Here is a 22,634-nt window from a genome sequence, read left to right on the forward strand (position 1 = left end):
GGATAGGCCGGGGGCGGATATTCGGGTGGCGTGGCCGGGGCCGGCGGTTCCCACGGCGCCTCTGGCTGCTCCGGGGCCCCGCCGCCGGCGGGAGCCGGTTCGGCTTGGTCGTCGTGGGCGCGTTCGCCGAAACCGTCGCCGGGCGCTGTCATGGTGTTCAACCTAGCCGATGGCCGAGTCGCGGATCGGCGGTGAATCGCCGCGGGGCCGCTGGGGGCGCAGCGGGTGCCTGCGCCCTGTTTTCGCAGGTTGGCTTGCGGCCGCTCGATAGGCTAGAAGGCCCCGAGATGTGACGATGGCCTGGGCGGAGGAGAATGATCGCCGATGACTAGTCCTTTCCAGCCCGGTCAAGTTCCCGGCGCGACGCCCGCGGGCGCGGCGGGCGGTCGTCGCGCACCCGGATTGCCGACGCCGCCCAAGGGGTGGCCGGTCGGGTCCTACCCCACCTACGCCGAGGCGCAGCGCGCCGTGGACTACCTCTCGGAGCAGCAGTTCCCCGTTCAGCAGGTGACCATCGTCGGCGTCGACTTGATGCAGGTCGAACGGGTCACCGGCCGGCTGACGTGGGCCAAGGTGCTTGGCGGCGGGGTACTCAGCGGCGCCTGGCTGGGGCTGTTCATCGGGTTGGTGCTCGGCTTCTTCAGCCCGAATCCGTGGGCCGCGTTGGCCACCGGCCTGGTCGCCGGCGTTTTCTTCGGCTTGATCACCTCCGCGGTCCCCTACGCGATGGCCCGTGGCACAAGGGATTTCAGCTCGACCATGCAGCTGGTGGCCGGCCGCTACGACGTGCTCTGCGATCCGCAGAACGCGGAGAAGGCGCGGGATCTGTTGGCGCGCTTAGCGATTTGAGGACACGCACGAAGGGTGTGACTCCGGTGGTGAGTCGCGTGCGCCCGCGTCGGCTGGCCGTCATCGCTTCGGCGTCGTTGATCGTCGCCGCGGCGGTGCCGGCCTGCGGGACGGTCGGCGGGGGACTGGTGATCACGTTCTTCACCCCGACCACCGATTCGACTGCCTTCAACGCCGTCGCTCAAGAGTGCACCAAACAGATGGGAGGCCGGTTCGCCATCCGGCATGTGAGCCTGCCGAGGGGTCCCGGGGAGCAGCGCGTGCAGCTGGCACGCCGGCTGAGCGCTCACGACCGCGGGCTGGACGTGATGGCGCTGGACGTGGTGTGGACCGCGGAGTTCGCCGAGGCGGGCTGGGCGCTGCCGCTGTCCGACGACCCCGCAGGGCTGGCCGACGGCGACGCCCGGGCCGACACGTTGCCCGGCCCCCTGGCGACGGCACGGTGGAAGCACGAGTTGTATGCAGCGCCCGTCGCCACGAACACCGAATTGCTCTGGTACCGGCCCGATTTCGTGAGCCAGCCGCCGCTGGACTGGGCCGCGATGGTGGCCGAGGCCGCCCGGTTGCACGCCGCGGGCCGGCCCGCCTGGATCGCCGTGCAGGCGAACGAGGGTGAGGGCCTGGTCGTGTGGTTCAACACCCTGTTGGTGAGCGGTGGCGGCCAGGTGCTTTCCGAGGACGGCCGCCGGGTCACCCTGACGGACACGCCCGCGCACCGGGCCGCGACGCTCAACGCGCTGCGCATCCTGAAGTCCGTGGGCACCGCTCCGGGCGCCGACCCGTCGATCACCCGGACCGACGAAGGCACGGCCCGCCTGGCGGTCGAACAGGGCAGGGCCGCGCTGGAAGTCAACTGGCCGTATGTGCTGGCCTCCATGCTGGAGAACGCGGTGAAGGGCGGTGTCCCCTTCCTGCCGCTCAACCGGGACCCGGCGTTGGCCGGCAGCATCAACGACGTCGGGACGTTCGTGCCCACCGACGAGCAATTCCGCCTGGCTTACGAGGCCAGCCAGAAGGTTTTCGCGTTCGCCCCGTACCCCGGTGTGGCGCCGGGCCGCCCGGCCAAGGTCACGATCGGCGGGCTGAACCTGGCCGTCGCCAGCACCACCCGTCATCGCGCGGAGGCGTTCGAGGCCGTGCGCTGCCTGCGCAGCCTGCCGAGCCAGAAGTACGTTTCGATGCAAGGCGGGCTACCCGCGGTGCGGACGTCGCTGTACTCCGACCCGCAATTCCAGGCCAAGTACCCGATGTACACCGTCATTCGGCGGCAACTCACCGACGCCGCCGTGCGGCCCGCGACGCCGGTGTATCAGGCGTTGTCGCTGCGGCTGTCCGCGGCGCTGAGCCCCATCACGCGGATCGACCCGGAGCGGACGGCCGACGAACTCACCGCGCAGGCGCAGCAGGCCATTGACGGCAAGGGGCTGCTGCCGTGACGCGCGCCGCCCCCTCGGATGTCCCCGCCGTCGCTCCGCGCACACGCACGCGAAACCGGCTGTCGGAACGGCGCCTTGCCTTCGTCCTCGTCGCGCCCGCGGCGCTGCTGATGCTGGCGGTGACGGCCTACCCGATCGGCTATGCGGTGTGGCTGAGCCTGCAGCGCAACAGCCTCGCCACCCCCAACGACACCGCGTTCGTCGGCCTGAGCAACTACCAAACGATCTTGACCGACCGGTATTGGTGGACGGCGCTAGCCGTAACGCTGGGAATCACAGTGGTTTCCGTGTCGGTCGAGTTCGTGCTCGGCCTGGCGCTGGCCCTGGTGATGCACCGCACGCTCATCGGCCGGGGGCTGGTGCGCACCGCCGTGCTCATCCCGTACGGCATCGTCACCGTGGTGGCGTCCTACAGCTGGTATTACGCGTGGACACCGGGAACCGGCTATCTGGCCAACCTCTTGCCGCAGGGCAGTGCTCCGTTGACACAGCAACTCCCGTCGCTGGGCATCGTCGTCCTCGCCGAGGTCTGGAAGACGACGCCTTTCATGTCGCTGCTGCTGCTGGCCGGGCTGGCGCTGGTGCCCGAGGACTTGCTGAAGGCCGCCCAAGTCGACGGCGCGGGGCCGTGGCGGCGGCTGGTGCGCGTGACGTTACCGATCATCAAGCCCGCGGTCGTGGTCGCGCTGTTGTTCCGGACCCTGGACGCCTTCCGCATCTTCGACAACATCTACGTGCTGACCGACGGCGCGAACAATACCGACTCGGTGTCAATCCTCGGTTACGACAACCTGTTCAAAGGGTTCAACGTCGGGTTGGGCTCGGCGATCAGCGTGCTCATCTTCGTCTGTGTGGGCATCATCGCGCTCGTCTACATCAAGGTGTTCGGCGTCGCGGCGCCCGGTGGTGACGCCGATGACCGTTGAACGCGCGCGGGCCGGGGTAGGCGCCCGGCGGGCGGTGGGGTGGGCCGTCATCGACACCGTGGTGGTGGGGTACGCACTTGTCCCGGTGCTGTGGATCCTCAGCCTCTCGCTCAAGCCGACGTCAACGGTCAAGGACGGCAAGCTGATCCCGTCGTCGGTGTCCTTCGAGAACTACCGCGGCATCTTCCGGGGTGACCTGTTCGGTGCGGCGCTGGTCAACTCGATCGGCATAGGGCTGATCACCACCGCGATCGCGGTGGTGCTCGGCGCGATGGCCGCCTACGCGATCGCCCGGCTGCGCTTCCCCGGCAAGCGGGTCATGATCGGCGCCACCCTGCTGGTCACCATGTTCCCCGCGATCTCACTGGTCACCCCGCTGTTCAACATCGAACGCTTCGTCGGCCTGTTCGACACCTGGCCGGGGCTGATCCTGCCCTACATCACCTTCGCTCTTCCGCTTGCCATCTACACCCTGTCGGCCTTCTTCCGGGAGATCCCATGGGATCTCGAGCGGGCGGCGAAAATGGACGGGGCCACGCCGGCGCAGGCCTTCCGCAAGGTGATCGTCCCCCTGGCCGCGCCGGGAGTGGTGACGGCGGCCATCCTGGTGTTCATCTTCGCCTGGAACGACCTGCTGCTGGCGCTGTCGCTCACCGCCACCAAGGCGGCGATCACCGCGCCGGTGGCCATCGCGAACTTCGGCGGCAGTTCACAATTCGAGGAGCCCACCGGGTCGATCGCGGCCGGTGCCGTCGTGATCACCGTGCCGATCATCGTGTTTGTTTTAATCTTTCAACGGCGAATCATCGCCGGATTGACCTCCGGCGCTGTGAAGGGATAGCGCGATGGCCGAGATTGTGCTGGACCATGTCAGCAAGAGCTACCCCGACGGCGCCACGGCGGTGCAAGACCTCAGCATCACCATCGCCGACGGCGAATTCCTGATCCTGGTCGGACCTTCCGGTTGCGGTAAGACGACGACACTGAACATGATCGCCGGCCTGGAGGACATCACGTCGGGCGAACTGCGCATCGGCGGCGAACGCGTGAACGAGAAGGCGCCCAAAGACCGCGACATCGCGATGGTTTTCCAGTCGTACGCGCTGTACCCCCACATGACCGTCCGGCAGAACATCGCGTTCCCGCTGACGTTGGCGAAGATGAAGAAGGCGGAGATCGCCCAGAAGGTCGAAGAGACCGCCAAAACCCTTGACCTGACCGAACTTCTCGACCGCAAACCCTCCCAACTGTCGGGCGGGCAACGGCAGCGGGTCGCAATGGGTCGCGCGATCGTGCGCCACCCCAAGGCCTTCTTGATGGACGAGCCGCTGTCCAACCTGGACGCCAAGCTACGGGTCCAGATGCGCGGCGAGATCGCCCGGCTGCAGAAGCGGCTCGGCACCACGACCGTCTACGTCACGCACGACCAGACCGAGGCGATGACACTCGGAGACCGGGTGGTGGTGATGCACGGCGGGGTCGCGCAGCAGATCGGCACCCCGGACGAGCTTTACGAACACCCGGCAAACCTGTTCGTCGCCGGGTTCATCGGCTCGCCGGCCATGAACTTCTTCCCCGCCACGGTGACCACCACCGGCCTGACGCTGCCTTTCGGTGAGGTCATGTTGTCGCCGGACGTCGAACGGATGATCGCGCAGCACCCGGTGCCGGAGAACATCATCGTGGGGGTGCGGCCCGAGCACCTGCACGACGCCGCGTTGATCGACGGGTACCAGCGCATCAGGGCGCTCACCTTCGAGGTGAAGGTCGACCTGGTCGAGTCGTTGGGCGCCGACAAGTTCGTCTACTTCTCCACCGCGGGGTGGGCGGCGCACTCCGCCCAACTGGACGAGCTGGCCGCCCAGGCCGATGCGCACGAAAACCAGTTCGTGGCAAGGGTTCCCGCGGAATCCAAAGCGGTGATCGGGCAGTCCATCGAGCTGGCGTTCGACACCACGAAGCTCGCCGTATTCGATGCCGGCACCGGGGCGAACCTGACCGTCGCGGCGTCCGCGGATCAGTGAGCCCGGTCCTGGACCAGGTGCGCGCGCACCTGCGCCGTCACTTCGCCGATGTCGAGCCCGATTCGGCGAGCGTGACCTTTCTGGGCACCGAACCCATCGAGGTGCTGCGCTTCCGCGGGAGCGACGGGTTGGTGCATTACGTGTCACTGGGCTGTTCGCGGTATCCGATGACCGACCCGGCGCAGATCGTCGACGACCACACTCGGGGACCGCGCGCCGAGGTGGTGCTGCGCCTGCGAGATCCGGGCCCGGTCACCGGCATAGCCCGCAGCCTGGCGGTACTGGCCGCGACGCCGGCCGTCGAGGGTCTGGTGCTGACCGCCGACGCGTTGGTGGACCTGGGATCGCCGTTGTGGGCGCGACCCGCGGGACGCGTGCCGTTCACCGCGGTGTTGCTGGGCCCCAGCGACATTGACGATCTGCCGTTGGAGCCGCCGCGTGCCCCGGTGCAGTTCCTGTTGGCGACGCCCATCACCGCGACCGAGGCGGCCTGGGTGCGGTTGAAGGGCGCCGAAGCCATGCGGCAGGCGTGGCAGAACGACGGCGTCGACGTGCTCGACCCGAAACGCCCAGCGGCGCAACCGAACTGACCGTCAGCTCGCGTCAGAGCCAGTTGAGTCTTCGGAAGCTGAAGTACAGGGTCAGGCAGGCGGTGATCATGATGGCGACCACCACCGGGTACCCCCAGTGCCATTTCAGCTCGGGCATGAACTCGAAGTTCATGCCGTAGATGCCCGCGAACATGGTCGGCACCGCGATGATGCCGGCCCAGGCCGATATCTTGCGCATGTCGGAGTTCTGCTGCATTCCGACGCGGGCCAGCGCGGCCTGGATCAGCGAGTTGAGCATGTCGTCGTAGCTGGCGATGTGCTCGGCTGCCTCGGAGTGGTGGTCGGCGAGGTCGCGCAGGTAGCGCCGCACCTCCTTGGAGATCAGGTCTTTGTTCTCCTGTTGGATTCGCAGGAACGCGCCGGATAACGGGTTGACGCACCGGCGCAGTTCGACGACCTCGCGCTTGAGCAGATAGATGGGTTCGACGTCGATCTTGCGGCCCGGCGCGAACGCCAGACCCTCGATGCTGTCGATGTCCGATTCGATCAGGTGGCTGACCACCAGGTAGTGGTTGACCACCTCGTGGGCGATGGCGTGCATCACCGCGTACGGCCCCAGGCGCAGCTGCTCGGGGTCGGCCTCCATCCGCTTGCGCAGATCGGAAAGCCCGCCGTGCTCGCCGTGGCGGACGGTGACCACGAAGTCCTTGCGGACGAAGACCATCACCTCGCCGGTCTCGACGATTTGGCGGGCGGCCGCCACCGACTCATGCGGCACGTACGCGACCGTCTTCAGCACCAGGAACAGCGTCTCGTCGAATCGTTCCAGCTTGGGCCGCTGGTGGGCGCAGACGGCGTCCTCGACGGCCAGCGGGTGTATCCCGAAAACCTCCGCGACTTCCTGCATCTCGGCCTGGTCGGGCTCGCGCAGGCCGACCCACACGAACGCCTCGTGCCCGAGCATCTCGATCTGGCGCACTTTGTCCAGGGCCGTGGCGTAGCTGTATGTCCCGGGGAGCCGGTGGCCCTCGGCGTAGACGGCGCAGTCGACCAACGTCTCGTTGGGGGAGTGCGGTCGGGTGTCGGCTTGCGGCGGACGAGGCTCGTGCGCGAGCGGCCGCAGAGCCTCGGGCAATGCGTCAAAACCCTGGAACACATCCACCTCCGATCGCAGCGCAGGTCTGACCGGCGGTGCTCCATGCTACGCGGTCCGGCTTGCCGACGAGCGACGATCCGGTTGCCGGCGCGGCCGGGCATCGGACCGGGGGTCGGCAGCCGGGAACGGTGCGCTAGTTTCGAGCCGAGACCCGATCCTGCATGACTACCTCCACAAGGAGTATTTCGACGTGAGCGCAAGTCCTCTCAAGGTCGCCGTCACCGGCGCCGCCGGCCAGATCGGCTACAGCCTGTTGTTCCGCTTGGCGAGCGGTTCGCTGCTGGGCCCCGACCGCCCGATCGAGCTGCGTCTGCTCGAGATCGAGCCGGCGCTCAAGGCGCTCGAGGGCGTGGTGATGGAGCTCGATGACTGCGCGTTTCCGCTGTTGGCCGGGGTGCAGATCGGCTCGGATCCCAACAAGATCTTCGACGGTGCCAACCTCGCCCTGCTGGTCGGCGCGCGGCCGCGCGGGCCGGGCATGGAGCGCAGCGACCTGCTGGAGGCCAACGGCGCGATCTTCACCGCGCAGGGCAAGGCCTTGAACTCGGTGGCCGCCGACGACATCCGCATCGGGGTGACCGGCAACCCGGCCAACACCAACGCGCTGATCGCGCTCAGCAACGCCCCCGACATCCCCAAGGAACGGTTCTCCGCGCTGACCCGCCTCGACCACAACCGCGCCATCTCGCAGCTGGCCAAGAAGACGGGCGCCAAGGTCACCGACATCAAGAAGATGACCATTTGGGGCAACCACTCCGCGACCCAGTACCCCGACATCTTCCACGCCGAGGTCGGCGGCAAGAACGCCGCCGAGGTGGTCAACGACCAGAACTGGCTCGAGAACGACTTCATCCCGACGGTGGCCAAGCGCGGCGCGGCGATCATCGACGCGCGCGGCGCCTCGTCGGCCGCCTCGGCCGCGTCGGCGACCATCGACGCCGCCCGTTCCTGGCTGCTGGGCAGCCCGGACGGCGACTGGGTGTCGATGGCGGTGTACTCCGACGGCTCCTACGGCGTGCCGGAGGGAATCGTGTCGTCGTTCCCGGTCACCACCAAGGACGGCGACTGGTCGATCGTGCAGGGGTTGGAGATCGACGACTTCTCCCGCGGTCGGATCGACAAGACGACCGCCGAGCTGGTCGACGAGCGCAAGGCGGTCACCGAGCTGGGTCTCATCTGAGATCCAGCGGCGTGGCCGGTGAGACGCACGTCACCATTAGGTCTACTAATCGGTAGTCAGTACCCTGAAGCGCGTGTCCGAGTTGATTGAATCGATACAGACGCGCGTCGAAGCGGGTGCGATCACCGACGCGGAAATCTTCGAGGCACACATTGGCGGCAAGCTTTCGGTAGGCCTGACGGCACCGCTGGACACCCAGCGCGCCCTGTCCATCGCCTACACACCGGGTGTGGCGCAGGTCAGTCGCGCGATCGCCGCCGACCGCAGCCAGGCCGCCCGGTACACGTGGGCGAACCGGCTGGTCGCCGTCGTCAGCGACGGCAGCGCCGTGCTGGGCCTGGGTGACATCGGACCGGCGGCCTCGTTGCCGGTGATGGAGGGCAAGTGCGCCCTGTTTCAGGCGTACGGCGGCCTGAACGCGATCCCCATCGTGCTGGACACCAAGGATCCCGACGAGATCGTCGAAACCCTGGTGCGGCTGCGCCCGACGTTCGGCGCCGTCAACCTCGAGGACATTTCCGCGCCGCGCTGCTTCGAGATCGAACGGCGGGTCATCGAAGCGCTGGACTGCCCCGTGATGCACGACGATCAGCACGGGACGGCGATCGTTGCGCTGGCCGCGCTCATGGGTGCCACCAAGTTGCTCGGCCGCGACATGACGTCGCTGCGGGTGGTGGTCTCCGGCGCCGGCGCGGCGGGTGTGGCGTGCACGAATCTCCTTCTGACGATGGGCGTTTCCGACATCACCGTGCTCGACTCGCGCGGCATTCTGCACACCGGGCGCGACGACATGAACAGCGTGAAGAGCGTTCTGGCGCAGCGCACGAACCCCGACGGTCTGACGGGCAGCATGGCCGAAGCGCTGCGCGGCGCCGATCTGTTCCTCGGGGTGTCGGGCGGTGTGGTGCCCGAGGAGATGATCGCCACCATGGCGCCCGACGCCATCGTGTTCGCGCTGTCCAACCCCGACCCCGAGATCCATCCGCAGGTCGCGGCCAAGTACGCCGCGGTGGTGGCCACCGGCCGCAGCGACTTCCCCAACCAGATCAACAACGTGCTGGCCTTCCCCGGCGTGTTCCGTGGGGCGCTCGACGCCGGGGCGCGCCGGATCACCGAGAAGATGATGGTTGCCGCCGCCGAGGCCATCTTCTCGGTCGTCAGCGATGACCTGGCTTTCGACCGAATCGTCCCCAGCCCGCTGGACCTGCGCGTCGGGGATGCCGTCGCCACGGCGGTGGCCCTGGCCGCAGACCCCGCAGACATCGCGGGGTGAGAACCGGCCGGCTGGCGGCGTCGCTGCTCGCCGTCATTCTCGTGGTGGCCGGCTGCGGCACCGGCGGCCACGCCGCTCGTCCGGAACTGGTGGTCGGCTCGTCGGCGGATCCCGAGTCGGCGCTGCTGGCCGGCGTGTACGTGGCCGCGCTGCGGTCATACGGTTTCCCGGCGCGCGCCGAGACCGCCGAGAATCCGATGGCGCGCCTGGACTCGGGCGCGTTCACCGTCGTCCCGGCCCTGACCGGACGCGAGCTGCAGAGCCTGCAGCCCGGTGCGGCGGCGTTGTCCGACGCGGAGGTCTACCGCGCGATGGTGGCCGCGCTGCCCGAGGGCGTCGCCGCGGGTGACTACACGACGGCGGCGGAAGACAAACCCGTGCTGCTGGTGACCGGGTCCACCGCCGGGGCGTGGGGTGGCAGCGACGTCAGCGCGGACCTGAGCGCGCTGCCGAAACACTGCGCCGGATTGGTCGTCGGCACCGTCGCCGGGCGTCCGGCTCCCTCGACGGTGGGCACGTGCCGGCTTCCGGTTCCGCGCGAATTCCCCGATCAGACAACGATGTTCGCCGCGGTGCGGGCCGGGCAGCTGACCGCGGGCTGGACGACGACCGCCGACCCCGGCCTGCCCGCCGACCTGGTCGCGCTGGCTGACGGCAAGCCGGCACTGGTCAGGGCCGAGAACGTCGTGCCGCTGTATCGCCGCAACGCGCTGAGCGATCGGCAGCTGCTGGCCATCAACGAGGTCGCCGGCGTGCTGGACACAGCCGCGCTGGTCGACATGCGCCGTCAGGTGGGCGGCGGGGCCGACCCGCAGGCGGTGGCCGGCGGGTGGCTCGCGGAGCATCCGCTGGGGCGGTGAACGAGCCTCACCGTTTGGGCATGAGCCTGTGCACCGTCTGCTGCACCCGGCTCATGATCGGCCCGCCCAGCAGGCGCTCGGGTCTCGAACCCGTCAGCCGCACCACCAGATCCATGGCCTTGACGTCGGGGCCGACGAGCACCCGGGCCTTGTTCCTGCCCACGCCCGCCAAGATGACCTCAGCAGCCCGCTGCGGTGTGGTCTTGGCCTGCTGCTCCTCGAACAGTTCCGCCAGGCCGTCCTGGTCGAGGCCGTCGGCGAAGACGGCGTTGCGGGCGAATCCCGTCTTCACGCCGCCGGGGTGCACCGTCGTCACCCGCACCGGGTGGCCGGCCAGCACCATCTCCTGGCGCAGCGCCTCGGTGAAACCGCGAACGGCGAACTTGGCCGAAACGTACGCCGCCTGCCCGGGCGCCGAGAACAGGCCCAGCGCGCTGGAGATGTTGATGACGTGGCCGTCGCCCGAGGCGATCAGGTGGGGGAGGAAGGCCTTGGTGCCGTTCACCACACCCCAATAGTCGACGTCCATCACCCGCTCGAAGTCCTTGAACCGGCTGTCCTCGATGGACCCGACAAACGTGATGCCCGCGTTGTTGTAGATCTGGTTCACCTTGCCGAAGTGCTCGCGGACGGCGTCGGCGTAGGCCAGAAACGCCTCGCGCTCGGTCACATCGAGCCGGTCGGCTTTGACCGGCGCGCCGATCGCCTTGAGTTGCGCCTCGGTTCGCGCCAGCCCTTCGATGTCGACGTCGCCGATCGCGACCCTGGCGCCCGCGCGGCCAAGTTCTAGCGCCAGCGCCTGGCCGATCCCCGAACCCGCGCCCGTCACCACGGCGACCTTTCCAGCGAAGCTGTGCATCCAGTACTCCCTCGTGGCGGCGTGCGGCGTCAGGCTAGCCGGTAGTGGCGATCCCCGCTACGGTTTCCCTCACCGCTTGGGCATCAACCGGCCCATCACGGGCCCGAACAGCTGCTGGTATCCCGGGCCCGTCAGCCGCACCAGGGCGTCCAGCACCTTGGCGTCCGTGCCGACCAGCACCCGGGCCTTCTTCTTGCGCACCGCCTCCAGGATGATCTGGGCGGCCCGGTGCGGGCTGGTCTTGGCCAACCGCTTGTCGAACAGGCTGGCCAGCTCGGCCTGGTCGAGCCCCTCGGCGGCCGTGGCGTTGCGGGCGATCGCCGTCTTGATGCCGCCGGGGTGCACCGTGGTCACCGCGACCGGGTGGCCGGCCGCCGCCATCTCCTGCCGCAGCGCCTCGGTGAAGCCGCGGACCGCGAACTTGGCGGAGTTGTAGGCCGCCTGACCGGGCACCGAGAACAACCCGAACACGCTCGAGACGTTGATCACATGACCGTCGCCGGAGGCGATCAGGTGGGGCAGGAACGCCTTGGTGCCGTTGACCACACCCCAGAAGTCGACGTCCATCACCCGCTCGATGTCTTTGAACTGGCTGACTTCGACGTCGCCGGTGAACGCGATGCCCGCGTTGTTGTAGATCTGGTTCACCTTGCCGAAGTGGTCGCGGACGGCGTCGGCGTAGGCCAGAAACGCCTCGCGCTCGGTCACGTCGAGCCGGTCCGCCATGACCTCGGCCCCGATCGCCTTCAACTTGGCCTCGGTTTCCGCCAGGCCCTCGACATCGACGTCGCTGATCGCGACCTTGGCGCCCGAGCGGCCCAGCTCTATCGCCAGCGCCTGCCCGATACCCGAACCCGCACCAGTGACCACGGCGACCTTGCCGGCGAACCCTTGCATGAGCACCCTTCCCAATCGGCCCCGTTTGCGTCGAGGCTAGCCGGTACCGGCGGTCCCCCTTATCGGCGGGTGGGGCAACGCAATCAGCGGAACGCCGTGTCGAGGATCTCCTGTTGCTCGACCGCGTGCACCTTCGACGAACCCGACGACGGCGCCGACATGGCCCGCCGCGAGATCCGCTTGAGCCCGGTCAGCTTGTCGGGCAGCAGCTCGGGCAGCTCGAGACCGAACCGCGGCCACGCGCCCTGGTTGGCCGGCTCCTCCTGCACCCAGAAGAACTCGTCGGCGCTCGGGTAGTGGTCCAGCGTCTCGCTGAGCCGGCGCTTCGGCAGCGGGGCGAGCTGCTCGATGCGCACGATCGCGACGTCGTCGCGGTTGTCCTTGGCCTTGCGGGCCACCAGCTCGTAGTAGATTTTCCCGCTGGTCAGCAGGATCCGCCTGACCTTGCCGCGGTCACCGATGCCGTCCTCGTAGGTCGGCTCTTCGAGCACCGAGCGGAACTTGATCTCGGTGAAGTCCCTGACGTCGCTGACCGCGGCCTTGTTGCGCAGCATCGACTTGGGTGTGAACACGATCAGCGGCCGTTGCACACCGTCGAGCGCGTGGCGGCGCAGCAGGTGGAAATAGTTGGATGGCGTCGACGGCATTGCGATCGTCATCGAACCCTCCGCCCATAGCTGCAGGAAGCGTTCGATGCGGCCCGAGGTGTGGTCGGGTCCCTGGCCCTCGTGGCCGTGCGGCAGCAGCAGCACCACGTTGGACAGCTGGCCCCACTTGGCCTCGCCCGAGCTGATGAACTCGTCGATGATCGACTGCGCGCCGTTGACGAAGTCGCCGAACTGCGCCTCCCACAGCACCAGGGCGTCCGGGTTGCCCACGGTGTAGCCGTATTCGAAGCCGACGGCGGCGTACTCGGACAGCGGTGAGTCGTAGACCAGGAACTTGCCCCCGGTGGGAGTCCCGTCCGGGTTGGTCGCCAGCAGTTGCAGCGGGGTGAACTCCTCGCCGGTGTGGCGGTCGATGATCACCGAATGCCGCTGGGAGAAGGTGCCGCGCCGGGTGTCCTGGCCCGACAGCCGGACCAGCTTGCCCTCGGCCACCAGCGAACCGAGCGCCAGCAGTTCGCCGAAGGCCCAGTCGATCTTGCCCTCGTAGGCCATCTCCCGCCGCTTTTCCAGCACCGGCTGCACGCGGGGGTGCGCGCTGAAGCCCTCCGGCAGGGCGAGGAACGCGTCCCCGATCCGGGACAGCAACGCCTTGTCCACCGCCGTGGACAGGCCCGCGGGCAGCATCTGGTCGGCCTCGACCGACGCGCTGGGCTGCACGCCGTGTTTCTCCAGGTCACGCACCTCGTTGAACACCCGCTCCAGCTGGCCCTGGTAGTCGCGCAGCGCGTCCTCGGCCTCCTTCAGCGAGATGTCACCGCGGCCGATCAGGGCTTCGGTGTAGCTCTTGCGGACCCCGCGCTTGATGTCGACGACGTCGTACATGGCGGGGTTGGTCATCGACGGATCGTCGCCCTCGTTGTGGCCGCGCCTGCGGTAGCACAGCATGTCGATGACGACGTCCTTCTTGAACTTCTGCCGGAAGTCCACGGCCAGCTTCGCCACCCACACGCAGGCCTCGGGGTCGTCGCCGTTGACGTGGAAGATCGGCGCCCCGATCATCTTCGCGACGTCGGTGCAGTATTCGCTGGATCGCGAATACTCCGGCGCGGTGGTGAAGCCGATCTGGTTGTTGACGATGATGTGGATGGTGCCGCCGACCCGGTAGCCGGGCAGGTTCGCCATGTTCAGCGTCTCGGCGACCACGCCCTGACCGGCGAAGGCGGCGTCACCGTGCAGCATCATCGGCACCACCGAGAACGCCTTCTCGTCACCGTCGTCGTGGGCGCCCCGGTTGAGCAGGTCCTGCTTGGCCCGGACCAGGCCCTCCAGCACCGGGTCCACGGCTTCGAGGTGCGACGGGTTGGCGGTCAGCGAGACCGCAATGTCGTTGTCGCCGAACATCTGCAGGTACACGCCGGTGGCGCCGAGGTGGTATTTGACGTCGCCGGAACCGTGGGCCTGCGACGGGTTGAGGTTGCCTTCGAACTCGCTGAAAATCTGCGAGTACGGCTTTCCGACGATGTTGGCCAAGACGTTGAGGCGCCCGCGGTGCGGCATCCCGATCACCACCTCGTCGAGGGCGTGCTCGGCGCACTGGTCGATCGCCGCGTCCATCATCGGGATCACGCTTTCCGCACCCTCCAGCGAAAAACGTTTCTGTCCAACATATTTGGTCTGCAGGAAGGTCTCGAAGGCCTCGGCGGCGTTGAGCTTGCTCAGGATGAACTTCTGCTCCGCCACCGTGGGCTTGACGTGTTTGGTCTCAACGCGCTGCTGCAGCCATTCTTGTTGTTCGGGGTCCAGGATGTGGGTGTACTCCACCCCGATGTGGCGGCAGTACGCGTCGCGCAGCAGGCCCAGGATGTCGCGCAGCTTCTTGTACTCGCAGCCGGCGAACCCGTTGACCTTGAACACCCGGTCGAGGTCCCACAGCGTCAGGCCGTGGTTGAGGATCTCCAGGTCGGGGTGGCTGCGGAACCGGCTGCCGTCCAACCTCAGCGGGTCGATATCCGCCATCAGGTGGCCGCGGTTGCGGTACGCCCCGATCAGCTCCATCACCCGCGCGTTCTTGTCGACGATCGAATCCGGGTTGTCGGTGCTCCAGCGGATCGGCAGGTACGGGTTGCCCAGTTCGCGGAAGATGTCGTCCCAGAACGCGTCCGACAACAGCATCTCGTGGATGGTGCGCAGGAAGTCGCCGGATTCGGCGCCCTGGATGATGCGGTGGTCGTAGGTGGAGGTCAGCGTGATCAGCTTGCCGATCCCCAGTTCGGCGATGCGTTCCTCGCTGGCGCCCTGGAACTCGGCGGGGTATTCCATGGCGCCGACACCGATGATCGCGCCCTGGCCGTTCATCAGCCGCGGCACCGAGTGCACGGTGCCGATGGTGCCGGGGTTGGTCAGCGAAATCGTCACGCCCGCAAAGTCTTCGGCTGTCAGTTTGCCGTCGCGGGCGCGGCGGACGATGTCCTCGTAGGCGGTGACGAATTGCGCGAATCGCATGGTCTCGCAGCCCTTGATGCCGGCCACCACCAGGGAACGCTTGCCGTCCTTGCCCTGCAGATCGATGGCCAGGCCCAGGTTGGTGTGCGCCGGGGTGACCGCCGTCGGTTTGCCGTCGATCTCGGCGTAGTGCCGATTCATGTTGGGGAACTGCTTGATCGCCTGCACCAGCGCGTAGCCCAGCAGGTGGGTGAAGGAGATCTTGCCGCCGCGGGTGCGCTTGAGCTGGTTGTTGATGACGATCCGGTTGTCGATGAGCAGCTTGGCCGGAATGGCGCGGACGCTGGTGGCGGTCGGTACGTCCAGCGAGGCGGACATGTTCTTGACCACCGCGGCCGCGGCGCCGCGCAGCGTCTGCAGCTCGTCGCCCTCGGCCGGCGGGGGAGTCGGGGCCTTCGGCTTCGCCGGCGCGGCCGTGGGGGTCGCGGTGCCGTTCCCGGCGGCGGGCTTGGCGGGCGGCGGGGGCTGGGGAGACGGCTCGGCGGCAGGCGCGGCCTTTGTTTGCGGGGGCGCCTGCGGGGCTGCTTGGGGCCGGCCGTCACCGGGGGGCGTTTTGCTCGAGGGCGGTTCGCCGGGCGGCTCCGGGGTGTAGTCGTCCAGGGCCTCGCGCCCTCTCGGATTGCGGGCTTGGCGGGCGGCGAGGGCTGGGGAGACGGCTCGGCGGAAGGCGCGGCCTTTGTTTGCGGGGCCGCCTGCGGGGCTGCTTGGGCCTGGCCGTCACCGGTGGTCGTTTTGCTCGAGGGCGATTCGCCGGTCGGCTCGGGGTTGTAGTCGACCAGGAACTCGTGCCAGCTCGGATCGACCGACGAGGGATCATCGCGGAACTTGCGGTACATCTCCTCGACCAGCCACTCGTTTTGCCCGAATGGTGAACTTATGTTGCTCACGACCGCCGTTCGCCTCAATTCCTCTGTCCTGCAAGCGCTTCAAGCAGCTAGTGCGTGACGCCTGTACGTTTGTCGACCCCGGATTGTGGAGCACCTCACACCAGTGTCGATGCTCAACCTCTCCGCCCTATAAAGGCTAACCTTTCGCCAGCAATTCGCCAGGTTGAAGGGGGTGGGTGGGACGGCCGTCAGCCCGCTTCGTGCAGCGGCGGCACCAGGTGCAGGGCGCGGGGCCAGCGCACCGGGGGAGTGCCGAACGCCCGGTTGGCGTTGCCGACGATCTTCTTGCCGGCGAAATAGTTGCCGACCGCCCCGACGATGATCCCGATGCCCACCGGCAGCAGCTTGCCGAACATCAGGGCGCCGCGTCGCAGCGTGTACCGCTTCACCCACGATTTGAGCAGCCGCGAGTTCAGCCGCGACATCGATGACAGCGGCACGGCGGCCACACTCTCCGAGATCCAGCCGCCGTTGGTGCGTGCCGGGCCGAACAGCTGGGCGACCGCGTCCCTGCTGTTGTCGCCGACCAGCACGGACAGCACCAGGGCCCGGCGTCGTTCCCGGTGGTCGGCGGGGATGTCATACACCACCGCGACCGCCAGGACGAAGAACGCGGTGGCTTCCAGGAATGTCACCGTCTCGGCGGCGGCGGCAGACAGCGCGCTCAGGGTGCCGATGCCGGGGATGGTCGCCGCCGCGCCCACCGCCATGCCGCTGGCCGTCACCATGCCCACGTACCGCGTCTGCAGCTTGGCCAGGATGTCGGCCGGGCTGCTGCTCGGGTGCGCGTTGCGCAGTCGGGACACGTAGGCCTCGGCCGCCGGACCCTGAATCCGCGAGCTTCGCTCGATGACCTGGGCCAACGCCCGCGCGGAGACCTTGGGCCGGCCGTCGGTGGGCGGCCGCTCCTCATCCGCATGCGACATGCTGAAAAACCGGTTCGAAGACCGCTTCCGTCGGGCCCGCATCTTGCCTCTCCTGCAAATGGCGTCTTACCAGGCTAACGTGCCCGCCGCGGAACACCGACCGAACACGAAACCTTCCGCCTGGTGTACCCGGGATCGGATCCGTGCCCGCCCCCAATTTCGGCAGCGGCAATAATGCAGGCTGGATGTCGTGACGGTCCGGGCCGGTCGATCAGACCGGCGCCGTGCGGGCACGCATCGTCGGGAGCGGAAACGAGGTGGGTAGATGACCACGGCGACGCCTCCGTCGTCCGGGGGCAGCCGGCGCGCGGCGCCCCACCCGCCCCACCTCACCAACCGGTGGAACTTGCTCACCCGGAACTCGCCGCATTCCGAGAAGCCCTGGAACGCCCTCTGGGCGATGATGATCGGCTTCTTCATGATCATGGTCGACTCGACCATCGTCGCCATCGCGAACCCGACGATCATGACCAGGCTGCACATCGGCTACGACACCGTGGTCTGGGTGACCAGCGCCTACCTGCTGGGCTATGCGGTCGTGCTGCTGGTGGCCGGGCGGCTGGGTGACCGGTTCGGCCCGAAAAACCTCTACCTGATCGGCCTGGTGGTGTTCACCGTCGCCTCGGTCTGGTGCGGGCTGTCGGGCAGCGCCGCCATGCTGATCACCGCCCGCGTCGTCCAGGGTGTGGGCGCCGGGGTGCTCACCCCGCAGACCTTGTCGACCATCACCCGGATCTTCCCGCCGGAGCGGCGCGGTGTCGCGGTGAGCCTGTGGGGCGCCACCGCGGGCGTGGCCAGCCTGGTGGGCCCGCTGGCCGGTGGCGTGCTGGTCGACGGGCTGGGGTGGCAGTGGATCTTCTTCGTCAACGTCCCGATCGGCGTGCTGGGGCTCGCGCTGGCGTACTGGCTGGTCCCGGTGCTACCCACGCAGTCACACCGATTCGACGTTGTCGGCGTCGTGCTGTCCGGGGCGGGCATGTTCCTGATCGTGTTCGGGCTGCAGCAGGGCCAGGCCGCGCACTGGGAGCCCTGGATCTGGGCGATGATCGTCGCCGGCATCGGGTTCATGACGGTATTCGTGTTCTGGCAGTCGATGAACACCGACGAGCCGCTGATTCCGCTGGCGATCTTCCGTGACCTTGACTTCGGCCTGTGCAACGCCGGGGTGGCCATCGTCTCGTTCGCCGCGACGGGGATGATGCTGCCGCTGACGTTCTACGCGCAGGCCGTGTGCGGGCTGTCGCCGACGCGTTCGGCTCTGCTGATCGCGCCGATGGCGATCGCCAACGGTGTGTTCGCGCCGTTCGTCGGCAGGATGGTCGACAAATACCATCCGCGGCCGGTCCTCGGCTTCGGGTTTTCGGTGCTGGCGATCGCGCTGACCTGGCTCAGCTTCGAGATGTCGCCGGGGACGCCCATCTGGCGGCTGCTGTTGCCGTTCTTCGCGACGGGCGTCGGGATGGCGTTCGTGTGGTCGCCGCTGACCGCCACCGCGACGCGCAACCTGCCGCCGCGCCTGGCCGGTGCGGGCTCGGCCGTCTACAACTCCGTCCGCCAGCTCGGCGCCGTGCTCGGCAGCGCCGGCATGGCCGCGTTCATGACGGCACGGATCGGCGCCGAGATGCCCGCGCAGCCGTCGGAAGGTGTCGGCGGTGAGGCGGCCGCCAGCCTGCAATTGCCCGAATTCCTGCGGGACCCGTTCGCGGCCGCCATGTCGCAATCGGTGTTGCTGCCCGCGTTCATCGCGCTGTTCGGGATCGTGGCCGCGCTGTTCTTGATCGGGTTCGCACCGTCGGCCACGGCCGGCGCCCCGGCCGAGGCGGGTGACGTGTTCGACGACTATGACGACGACTACGACTACGACGACGACTACGACGACGACGCGTACGTCGAATGCATCCTTGTGCGCGAACCCGAGCCCGTGTCCGCCCCGCGCGCGGCGTACGCGCGTGAAAGCCGCGAGCCGCCAATCGATCGGGTCGCCCACCCGCGCCCGGCGCGCGTCGACGTGGGGACCGGCCCGCGGGACGAACCGACTCCGCACGGTGGCCCTATCGGGTTCGCGCACAACGGCTCTCATGTCGACACCGGCCAGCGCGTCCGTCCCATCACCGCGCCGCGCGACCGGCTCGCGCCGCCGGCGCAACGCCAGCAGAACGGCGCGGTGCGAGGCCGGCGTCACCGCCGCGATCCCGACGACGACCCCACCGGTTACGGCCGCCACTCGTCCGGCAACTAACCGGGGCCATCACGTCGGTTCGGTCAGCGCCAGAAACGCGCCCAGGTCGGTCAGGCCCGCCGGGGTGGTGGGCAGGTATTCGGTCAACGACCCCGAGCGGACGATGAACGCCGCGTATTGGGCCCGGCTGATGGCGACGTTGAGGCGATTCCTGTTGAGCAGGAACGAGATACCGCGCGGTACCAGGTCTGCGGAAGATGCCGTCATCGACATGAACACGACCGGCGCCTGCCCACCCTGGAACTTGTCGACCGTCCCCACCCGGATCCCGCCGAGCCCGGCCGAGGCCAGCCGTCGGCGCAGCAGTCCCACCTGGGCGTTGTAGGGCGCCAGCACCAGCACGTCGGCGGCGGTCAGCGGGCGGGTGCCGTGCTCGTCGGTCCACGGCGCCCCGAGCATCCGGTCGATCTCGGCGGCGATCGCGTCGGCCTCCTGAGGGCTCTCCGTCGAGTTGCCGTGGTGTGCGACGGTGAGCGTCTGGACGCCGGGCGGGTAGCCGGCAAGCCGTCGGTCACCGGTGCACTCGTGGGAATGCAACCTGCCCTCGTAGGACAGCGCCGACACCGCGGCGCAGACCGCCGGATGCATGCGGTACGAGCGGTCCAGGAAGTAGCCGCGTTCGTCGGGCAGGGTGCGCTGACCGTCGACCAGCCAGTCGAGTGCCGAGGTATCAACCGGGTCGGGATGGGTTCCCTGGCTGACCTGCGGCAGCTGCTGAGGGTCGCCGAGTAGCACCAGGTTGGCGGCCGCAGGCGCGACCGCGATGGTGTTTGCCAGGCAGAACTGGCCCGCCTCGTCGATCACCAGGAGGTCGAGGCTGCCGGGCGCTATCCGGTTGGCGTTGGCGAAATCCCAGGCCGTGCCGCCCACGACGCAGCCCGCGGTGCCGGGCCCCCAAGATTGAATGAACTCGGCGTACCCGCTGCCGTCGACCTCCCGCCAGCGCGGTGCGCTGTGGCCGTTGCGTTTCTTCGCGACCCGCGCCGGGTCCAGCCCGGCGTCGATGACGCAGTCGAGCAGGTTCTCCACCGTGGCGTGCGACTGCGCGACCACGCCGATGCGCCAGCCGTGGTGGGTGGCGAGCCGATGGACGACGCGGGCGGCGGTGTGCGTCTTGCCGGTGCCCGGCGGTCCATGCACCGCCAGGTAGGAGGAGTCCAGGTCCAGCACCGCGTCGGTGATGTCGCGGACCGTGTCGACGCCGCGCGGCAGCGCGCTGCCGCTTCGGGTCCGGGGCGCGCGGCGCAGCAGGATGTCCACGGCCGCGCTCCGGGGCAACTGCGGCAGGCCGGCCGCGACGGCGGCGGCCGTGGCCTCGATCGACTCCCGCAGGGCGGTCGTCGGGATCGGCGGACCGGGGGTGAGGGCGAAGGGGAGGTGGTGGAATGGCTTGCCGTCGTTGCCCACTCGTTCAACGATGGTCACCTCGGTGGGCAGCGCCGGATCGTCGGCCTCGATCACCGTGGCGCGTCCGGCCGCTCGCCGGTCGGGATCGTCGGACAGGCCGGGCGGGGTCGGGGGGTCGTAGAGTGCGAAGACGTCGGTCATCAACTCGCCGCGCGCCAGCGCGCCCCGCAGCCGCACCCGTCGCTGCGGCTTGCGCGCGCGGGGCGGGATGTTCCAGTCCACGCTGACCGACGCGTGCTCGGCGACGAAGACGTCGGTGTCGTCCGCCCACTCCTCGACGGGGAAGTTGAGGCGGTCGAAGTGGGCCCACCAGAACGGTTTGTCCTCCCGCCGGTGGTAGCCGCGCGCCGCGGCCAGCAACGCTACGGCCGTCTGCTTCGGCGTGCGTTGACCGACGGCGGCGTCGCCGGTGAACCTCGACAGGGTCACCGCCAGCTGGTCACGGTCCTCGACTCTGTTGCCGTCCCGCACAGGCTGGGCGCCGACCGGCAGGACGCCGGATTCGTAGGCGCGCAACATCAACCAGTTGCGCAGTTCCTGGGTCGAGCGGCAGTCGTAGTGGTTGTACTCCTCGATCTCCTTGAGCACGGAGGCGGCTTCGTCGCCGCGGCCGTCGGCCCGCAGTTCGCAGTAGCGGGCGTAGGAGGTGATCGAACCGGTGGCGGTGGTGACATCGCCGGCCCGCAGCTGCGCGCCCATGTAGAGCGGTTCGAGCGCCTTCAGGCTGAACGACTCCGCACCCACGCGAACGCTCTTGCGCACCAGGGGGTAGAGGTCGACGAGCGTCCCGCTGCGCAGCAGTTCGTCGACCTGATCCTCGCCGACTCCGTAGCGCCCAGCGAGCCGCAGTAACGCGGTCTTCTCATACGGCGCGTAGTGGTAGACGTGCATGTTCGGCCTGCGCTTGCGACGCTTGGCCACCATGGCCAGAAAATCGCCGAGGGCCTTGCGTTCATCCGCCCGGTTGTGCGCCCACAGCGGGCGAAACGTGCCGGCGGGCCCGGCTTCCAGGACCCCGAATAGGTATTCCAGACCCCACTCCTTGCCGTCGAGGGTCCACAGCGGGTCGCCCTCGAAGTCGAAGAACAGGTCGCCGGGGTCCGGTTCGGGCAGCAGCGTCAGGGGTTGGGGGTCGACGATCTCGTAAAGCGGCGTGCCGGTTTCTCGTTGGCGCACTTGAAGTCCGGCCTGGGCGGTCAGCTTGCGGACCGCGGCGGGGGCGAGGTCCGGCACGGGGCCGGCGTGCCGGGCCAGGCCGGGCACCGTGGTGATTCCGGCGTCGATCAGCTTGTCGCGCTGGCCCACTCGCATGCCGGCGACCAACAGCAGGTCGTCGCAGGCGCGCAGCTGCTCGGTGCACAACGCGCAACGGAAACAGGCGGCCACGCCCTCGTCGTCCCAGCGGACCGGGGTGCCACCGGCGTGGTGTTCATCGAGGAGCCGTTGCAGTCGGGCGCGCTGGGCGCGGTAGACGGGGACGAGGTCGCGGACGCGGTAGCGGGCGGCCGTCCCGTCGCCCAGGTGCAGTTCGGCCTCGGGCGCCACCGGGACCCCCGAGGCTGCCAGCGCATCGGCATAGGCGGCGAGCTGCAACAGGGCGGTGACGTTGGCCGAACGGGCCAGCTTGGTGTCGATGACCCGGTATTGGTCGCCGTCTCGCACCAGGAAGTCGGCGAAGCCGACGAAGCGGCCGTCGAACACGGCCGCCTGATACACCACCGGGGCGCCGCCCACGATGGCGCGCCGGGTCGCTTCGGTGGCCGCCGCGAAGCCGGCGGGCGTGTAGGCCGGGCGGCCGATGACCGCGACCCCGCTCCCGAACTCGCCCCGCAGCCGGTCCAGTTCGCGTCGCTCGTGGTCGTTTCCGAGGGCCGCGGTCCGCGCGAGCAGGTCATCCTCGGCCGGGGCGGCGGGTCCCCAGCCCAGCTTCGCGTCGAAATCGCGCAGCAGCGCGTACTCGCACCGGGCGGCGGCGGCCAGATCCGACGCGCTGTACACGATGCTGTCGCCGGTGACGAACACAGCAGCAACTGTAGGGGAGGGGACCGACGGAA

15 protein-coding genes and 2 pseudogenes are annotated in these 22,634 nt (G+C 68.8%); 10 read left to right on the forward strand and 7 right to left on the reverse strand.

Going from position 1 to position 22,634, the window contains the following annotated elements; genetic code table 11:
- A pseudogene (locus tag C1737_RS27460) lies at positions 1-161 on the reverse strand (DUF4190 domain-containing protein); the annotation flags it as partial.
- 163 nt (positions 162-324) lie between these two features.
- Here C1737_RS27460 and C1737_RS00135 point away from each other — a divergent pair.
- From C1737_RS00135 to C1737_RS00160, 6 genes are read left to right on the forward strand one after another with little or no spacing between them, the layout of a single operon-like run.
- Positions 325-849 carry a general stress protein gene (locus C1737_RS00135; protein ID WP_067927134.1) on the forward strand — a complete coding sequence of 175 codons (525 nt, stop codon included), beginning with the start codon at positions 325-327 and terminating at the stop codon, positions 847-849.
- 26 nt (positions 850-875) lie between these two features.
- A complete protein-coding gene (locus C1737_RS00140) occupies positions 876-2,285 on the forward strand; it encodes an extracellular solute-binding protein (protein ID WP_102417703.1) in 1,410 nt (469 codons plus the stop codon).
- Entirely contained in the window at positions 2,282-3,211 is a 930-nt protein-coding gene (locus C1737_RS00145) for a carbohydrate ABC transporter permease (RefSeq protein ID WP_102416899.1), read from the forward strand. Before C1737_RS00140 ends, C1737_RS00145 begins: the two co-directional genes overlap by 4 nt.
- Entirely contained in the window at positions 3,201-4,052 is an 852-nt protein-coding gene (locus C1737_RS00150; protein ID WP_102417704.1) for a carbohydrate ABC transporter permease, read from the forward strand. Before C1737_RS00145 ends, C1737_RS00150 begins: the two co-directional genes overlap by 11 nt.
- A gap of 4 nt (positions 4,053-4,056) precedes the next feature.
- A complete protein-coding gene (locus C1737_RS00155) occupies positions 4,057-5,235 on the forward strand; it encodes an ABC transporter ATP-binding protein (protein WP_102416900.1) in 1,179 nt (392 codons plus the stop codon).
- Positions 5,232-5,825, forward strand: a complete 594-nt coding sequence (locus C1737_RS00160; RefSeq protein ID WP_102416901.1) for a suppressor of fused domain protein — start codon at positions 5,232-5,234, stop codon at positions 5,823-5,825. Before C1737_RS00155 ends, C1737_RS00160 begins: the two co-directional genes overlap by 4 nt.
- Positions 5,826-5,838: 13 nt before the next feature.
- Here C1737_RS00160 and corA read toward each other — a convergent pair whose 3' ends face one another.
- Positions 5,839-6,942: a magnesium/cobalt transporter CorA gene (corA, locus tag C1737_RS00165; protein WP_067927155.1), complete on the reverse strand. Its 1,104-nt coding sequence runs from the start codon at positions 6,940-6,942 to the stop codon at positions 5,839-5,841.
- Positions 6,943-7,132: 190 nt separating this feature from the next.
- On the opposite strand from corA, the gene C1737_RS00170 reads away from it, so the two are divergent.
- From C1737_RS00170 to C1737_RS00180, 3 genes are all read left to right on the forward strand, one after another.
- Positions 7,133-8,122: a malate dehydrogenase gene (locus C1737_RS00170; protein ID WP_068092173.1), complete on the forward strand. Its 990-nt coding sequence runs from the start codon at positions 7,133-7,135 to the stop codon at positions 8,120-8,122.
- 73 nt (positions 8,123-8,195) lie between these two features.
- Positions 8,196-9,395 (forward strand): NADP-dependent malic enzyme, encoded by a 1,200-nt coding sequence (locus C1737_RS00175; RefSeq protein WP_102416902.1) that lies wholly within the window; start codon positions 8,196-8,198, stop codon positions 9,393-9,395.
- Positions 9,392-10,255, forward strand: coding sequence for a glycine betaine ABC transporter substrate-binding protein (locus C1737_RS00180; protein WP_102416903.1), 864 nt, complete (start codon positions 9,392-9,394; stop codon positions 10,253-10,255). Before C1737_RS00175 ends, C1737_RS00180 begins: the two co-directional genes overlap by 4 nt.
- A gap of 7 nt (positions 10,256-10,262) precedes the next feature.
- On the opposite strand, the gene C1737_RS00185 is transcribed toward C1737_RS00180, so the two are convergent.
- The 4 genes and pseudogenes from C1737_RS00185 to C1737_RS00205 all read right to left on the reverse strand — a co-directional run bounded on the left by C1737_RS00185 (position 10,263) and on the right by C1737_RS00205 (position 16,976).
- Positions 10,263-11,114, reverse strand: coding sequence for an SDR family oxidoreductase (locus tag C1737_RS00185; RefSeq protein ID WP_102416904.1), 852 nt, complete (start codon positions 11,112-11,114; stop codon positions 10,263-10,265).
- 69 nt (positions 11,115-11,183) lie between these two features.
- Positions 11,184-12,011, reverse strand: a complete 828-nt coding sequence (locus C1737_RS00190) for an SDR family oxidoreductase (protein ID WP_102416905.1) — start codon at positions 12,009-12,011, stop codon at positions 11,184-11,186.
- 83 nt (positions 12,012-12,094) lie between these two features.
- A pseudogene (locus C1737_RS00195) lies at positions 12,095-15,957 on the reverse strand (multifunctional oxoglutarate decarboxylase/oxoglutarate dehydrogenase thiamine pyrophosphate-binding subunit/dihydrolipoyllysine-residue succinyltransferase subunit).
- Positions 15,958-16,196: 239 nt separating this feature from the next.
- On the reverse strand, positions 16,197-16,976 hold the full coding sequence (locus C1737_RS00205) for a hypothetical protein (protein ID WP_199182759.1): 780 nt from the start codon (positions 16,974-16,976) through the stop codon (positions 16,197-16,199).
- A 223-nt stretch (positions 16,977-17,199) separates the two neighbouring features.
- Between C1737_RS00205 and C1737_RS00210 the strand changes: the two genes are divergently transcribed.
- Complete coding sequence (locus tag C1737_RS00210) at positions 17,200-19,173, forward strand: MFS transporter (RefSeq protein ID WP_102416907.1); 1,974 nt, start codon at positions 17,200-17,202, stop codon at positions 19,171-19,173.
- Between the two features lie 9 nt (positions 19,174-19,182).
- Here C1737_RS00210 and C1737_RS00215 read toward each other — a convergent pair whose 3' ends face one another.
- Entirely contained in the window at positions 19,183-22,602 is a 3,420-nt protein-coding gene (locus tag C1737_RS00215) for a TM0106 family RecB-like putative nuclease (protein ID WP_102416908.1), read from the reverse strand.
- Between the last annotated feature and the right edge of the window lie 32 nt (positions 22,603-22,634).

The organism is Mycobacterium sp. 4858 (assembly GCF_900240975.1).
Classification (GTDB): Bacteria; Actinomycetota; Actinomycetes; order Mycobacteriales; family Mycobacteriaceae; genus Mycobacterium.

What these genes read in the sequence shown, in the direction of transcription:
- C1737_RS00135 (WP_067927134.1), top strand. Translation starts at nt 325, where the DNA reads ATGACTAGTCCTTTCCAGCCCGGTCAAGTTCCCGGCGCGACGCCCGCG.
- C1737_RS00150 (WP_102417704.1), top strand. Translation starts at nt 3,201, where the DNA reads ATGACCGTTGAACGCGCGCGGGCCGGGGTAGGCGCCCGGCGGGCGGTG.
- C1737_RS00155 (WP_102416900.1), top strand. Translation starts at nt 4,057, where the DNA reads ATGGCCGAGATTGTGCTGGACCATGTCAGCAAGAGCTACCCCGACGGC.
- C1737_RS00185 (WP_102416904.1), bottom strand. Translation starts at nt 11,114, where the DNA reads ATGCACAGCTTCGCTGGAAAGGTCGCCGTGGTGACGGGCGCGGGTTCG.
- C1737_RS00190 (WP_102416905.1), bottom strand. Translation starts at nt 12,011, where the DNA reads ATGCAAGGGTTCGCCGGCAAGGTCGCCGTGGTCACTGGTGCGGGTTCG.
- C1737_RS00205 (WP_199182759.1), bottom strand. Translation starts at nt 16,976, where the DNA reads ATGCGGGCCCGACGGAAGCGGTCTTCGAACCGGTTTTTCAGCATGTCG.
- C1737_RS00210 (WP_102416907.1), top strand. Translation starts at nt 17,200, where the DNA reads ATGACCACGGCGACGCCTCCGTCGTCCGGGGGCAGCCGGCGCGCGGCG.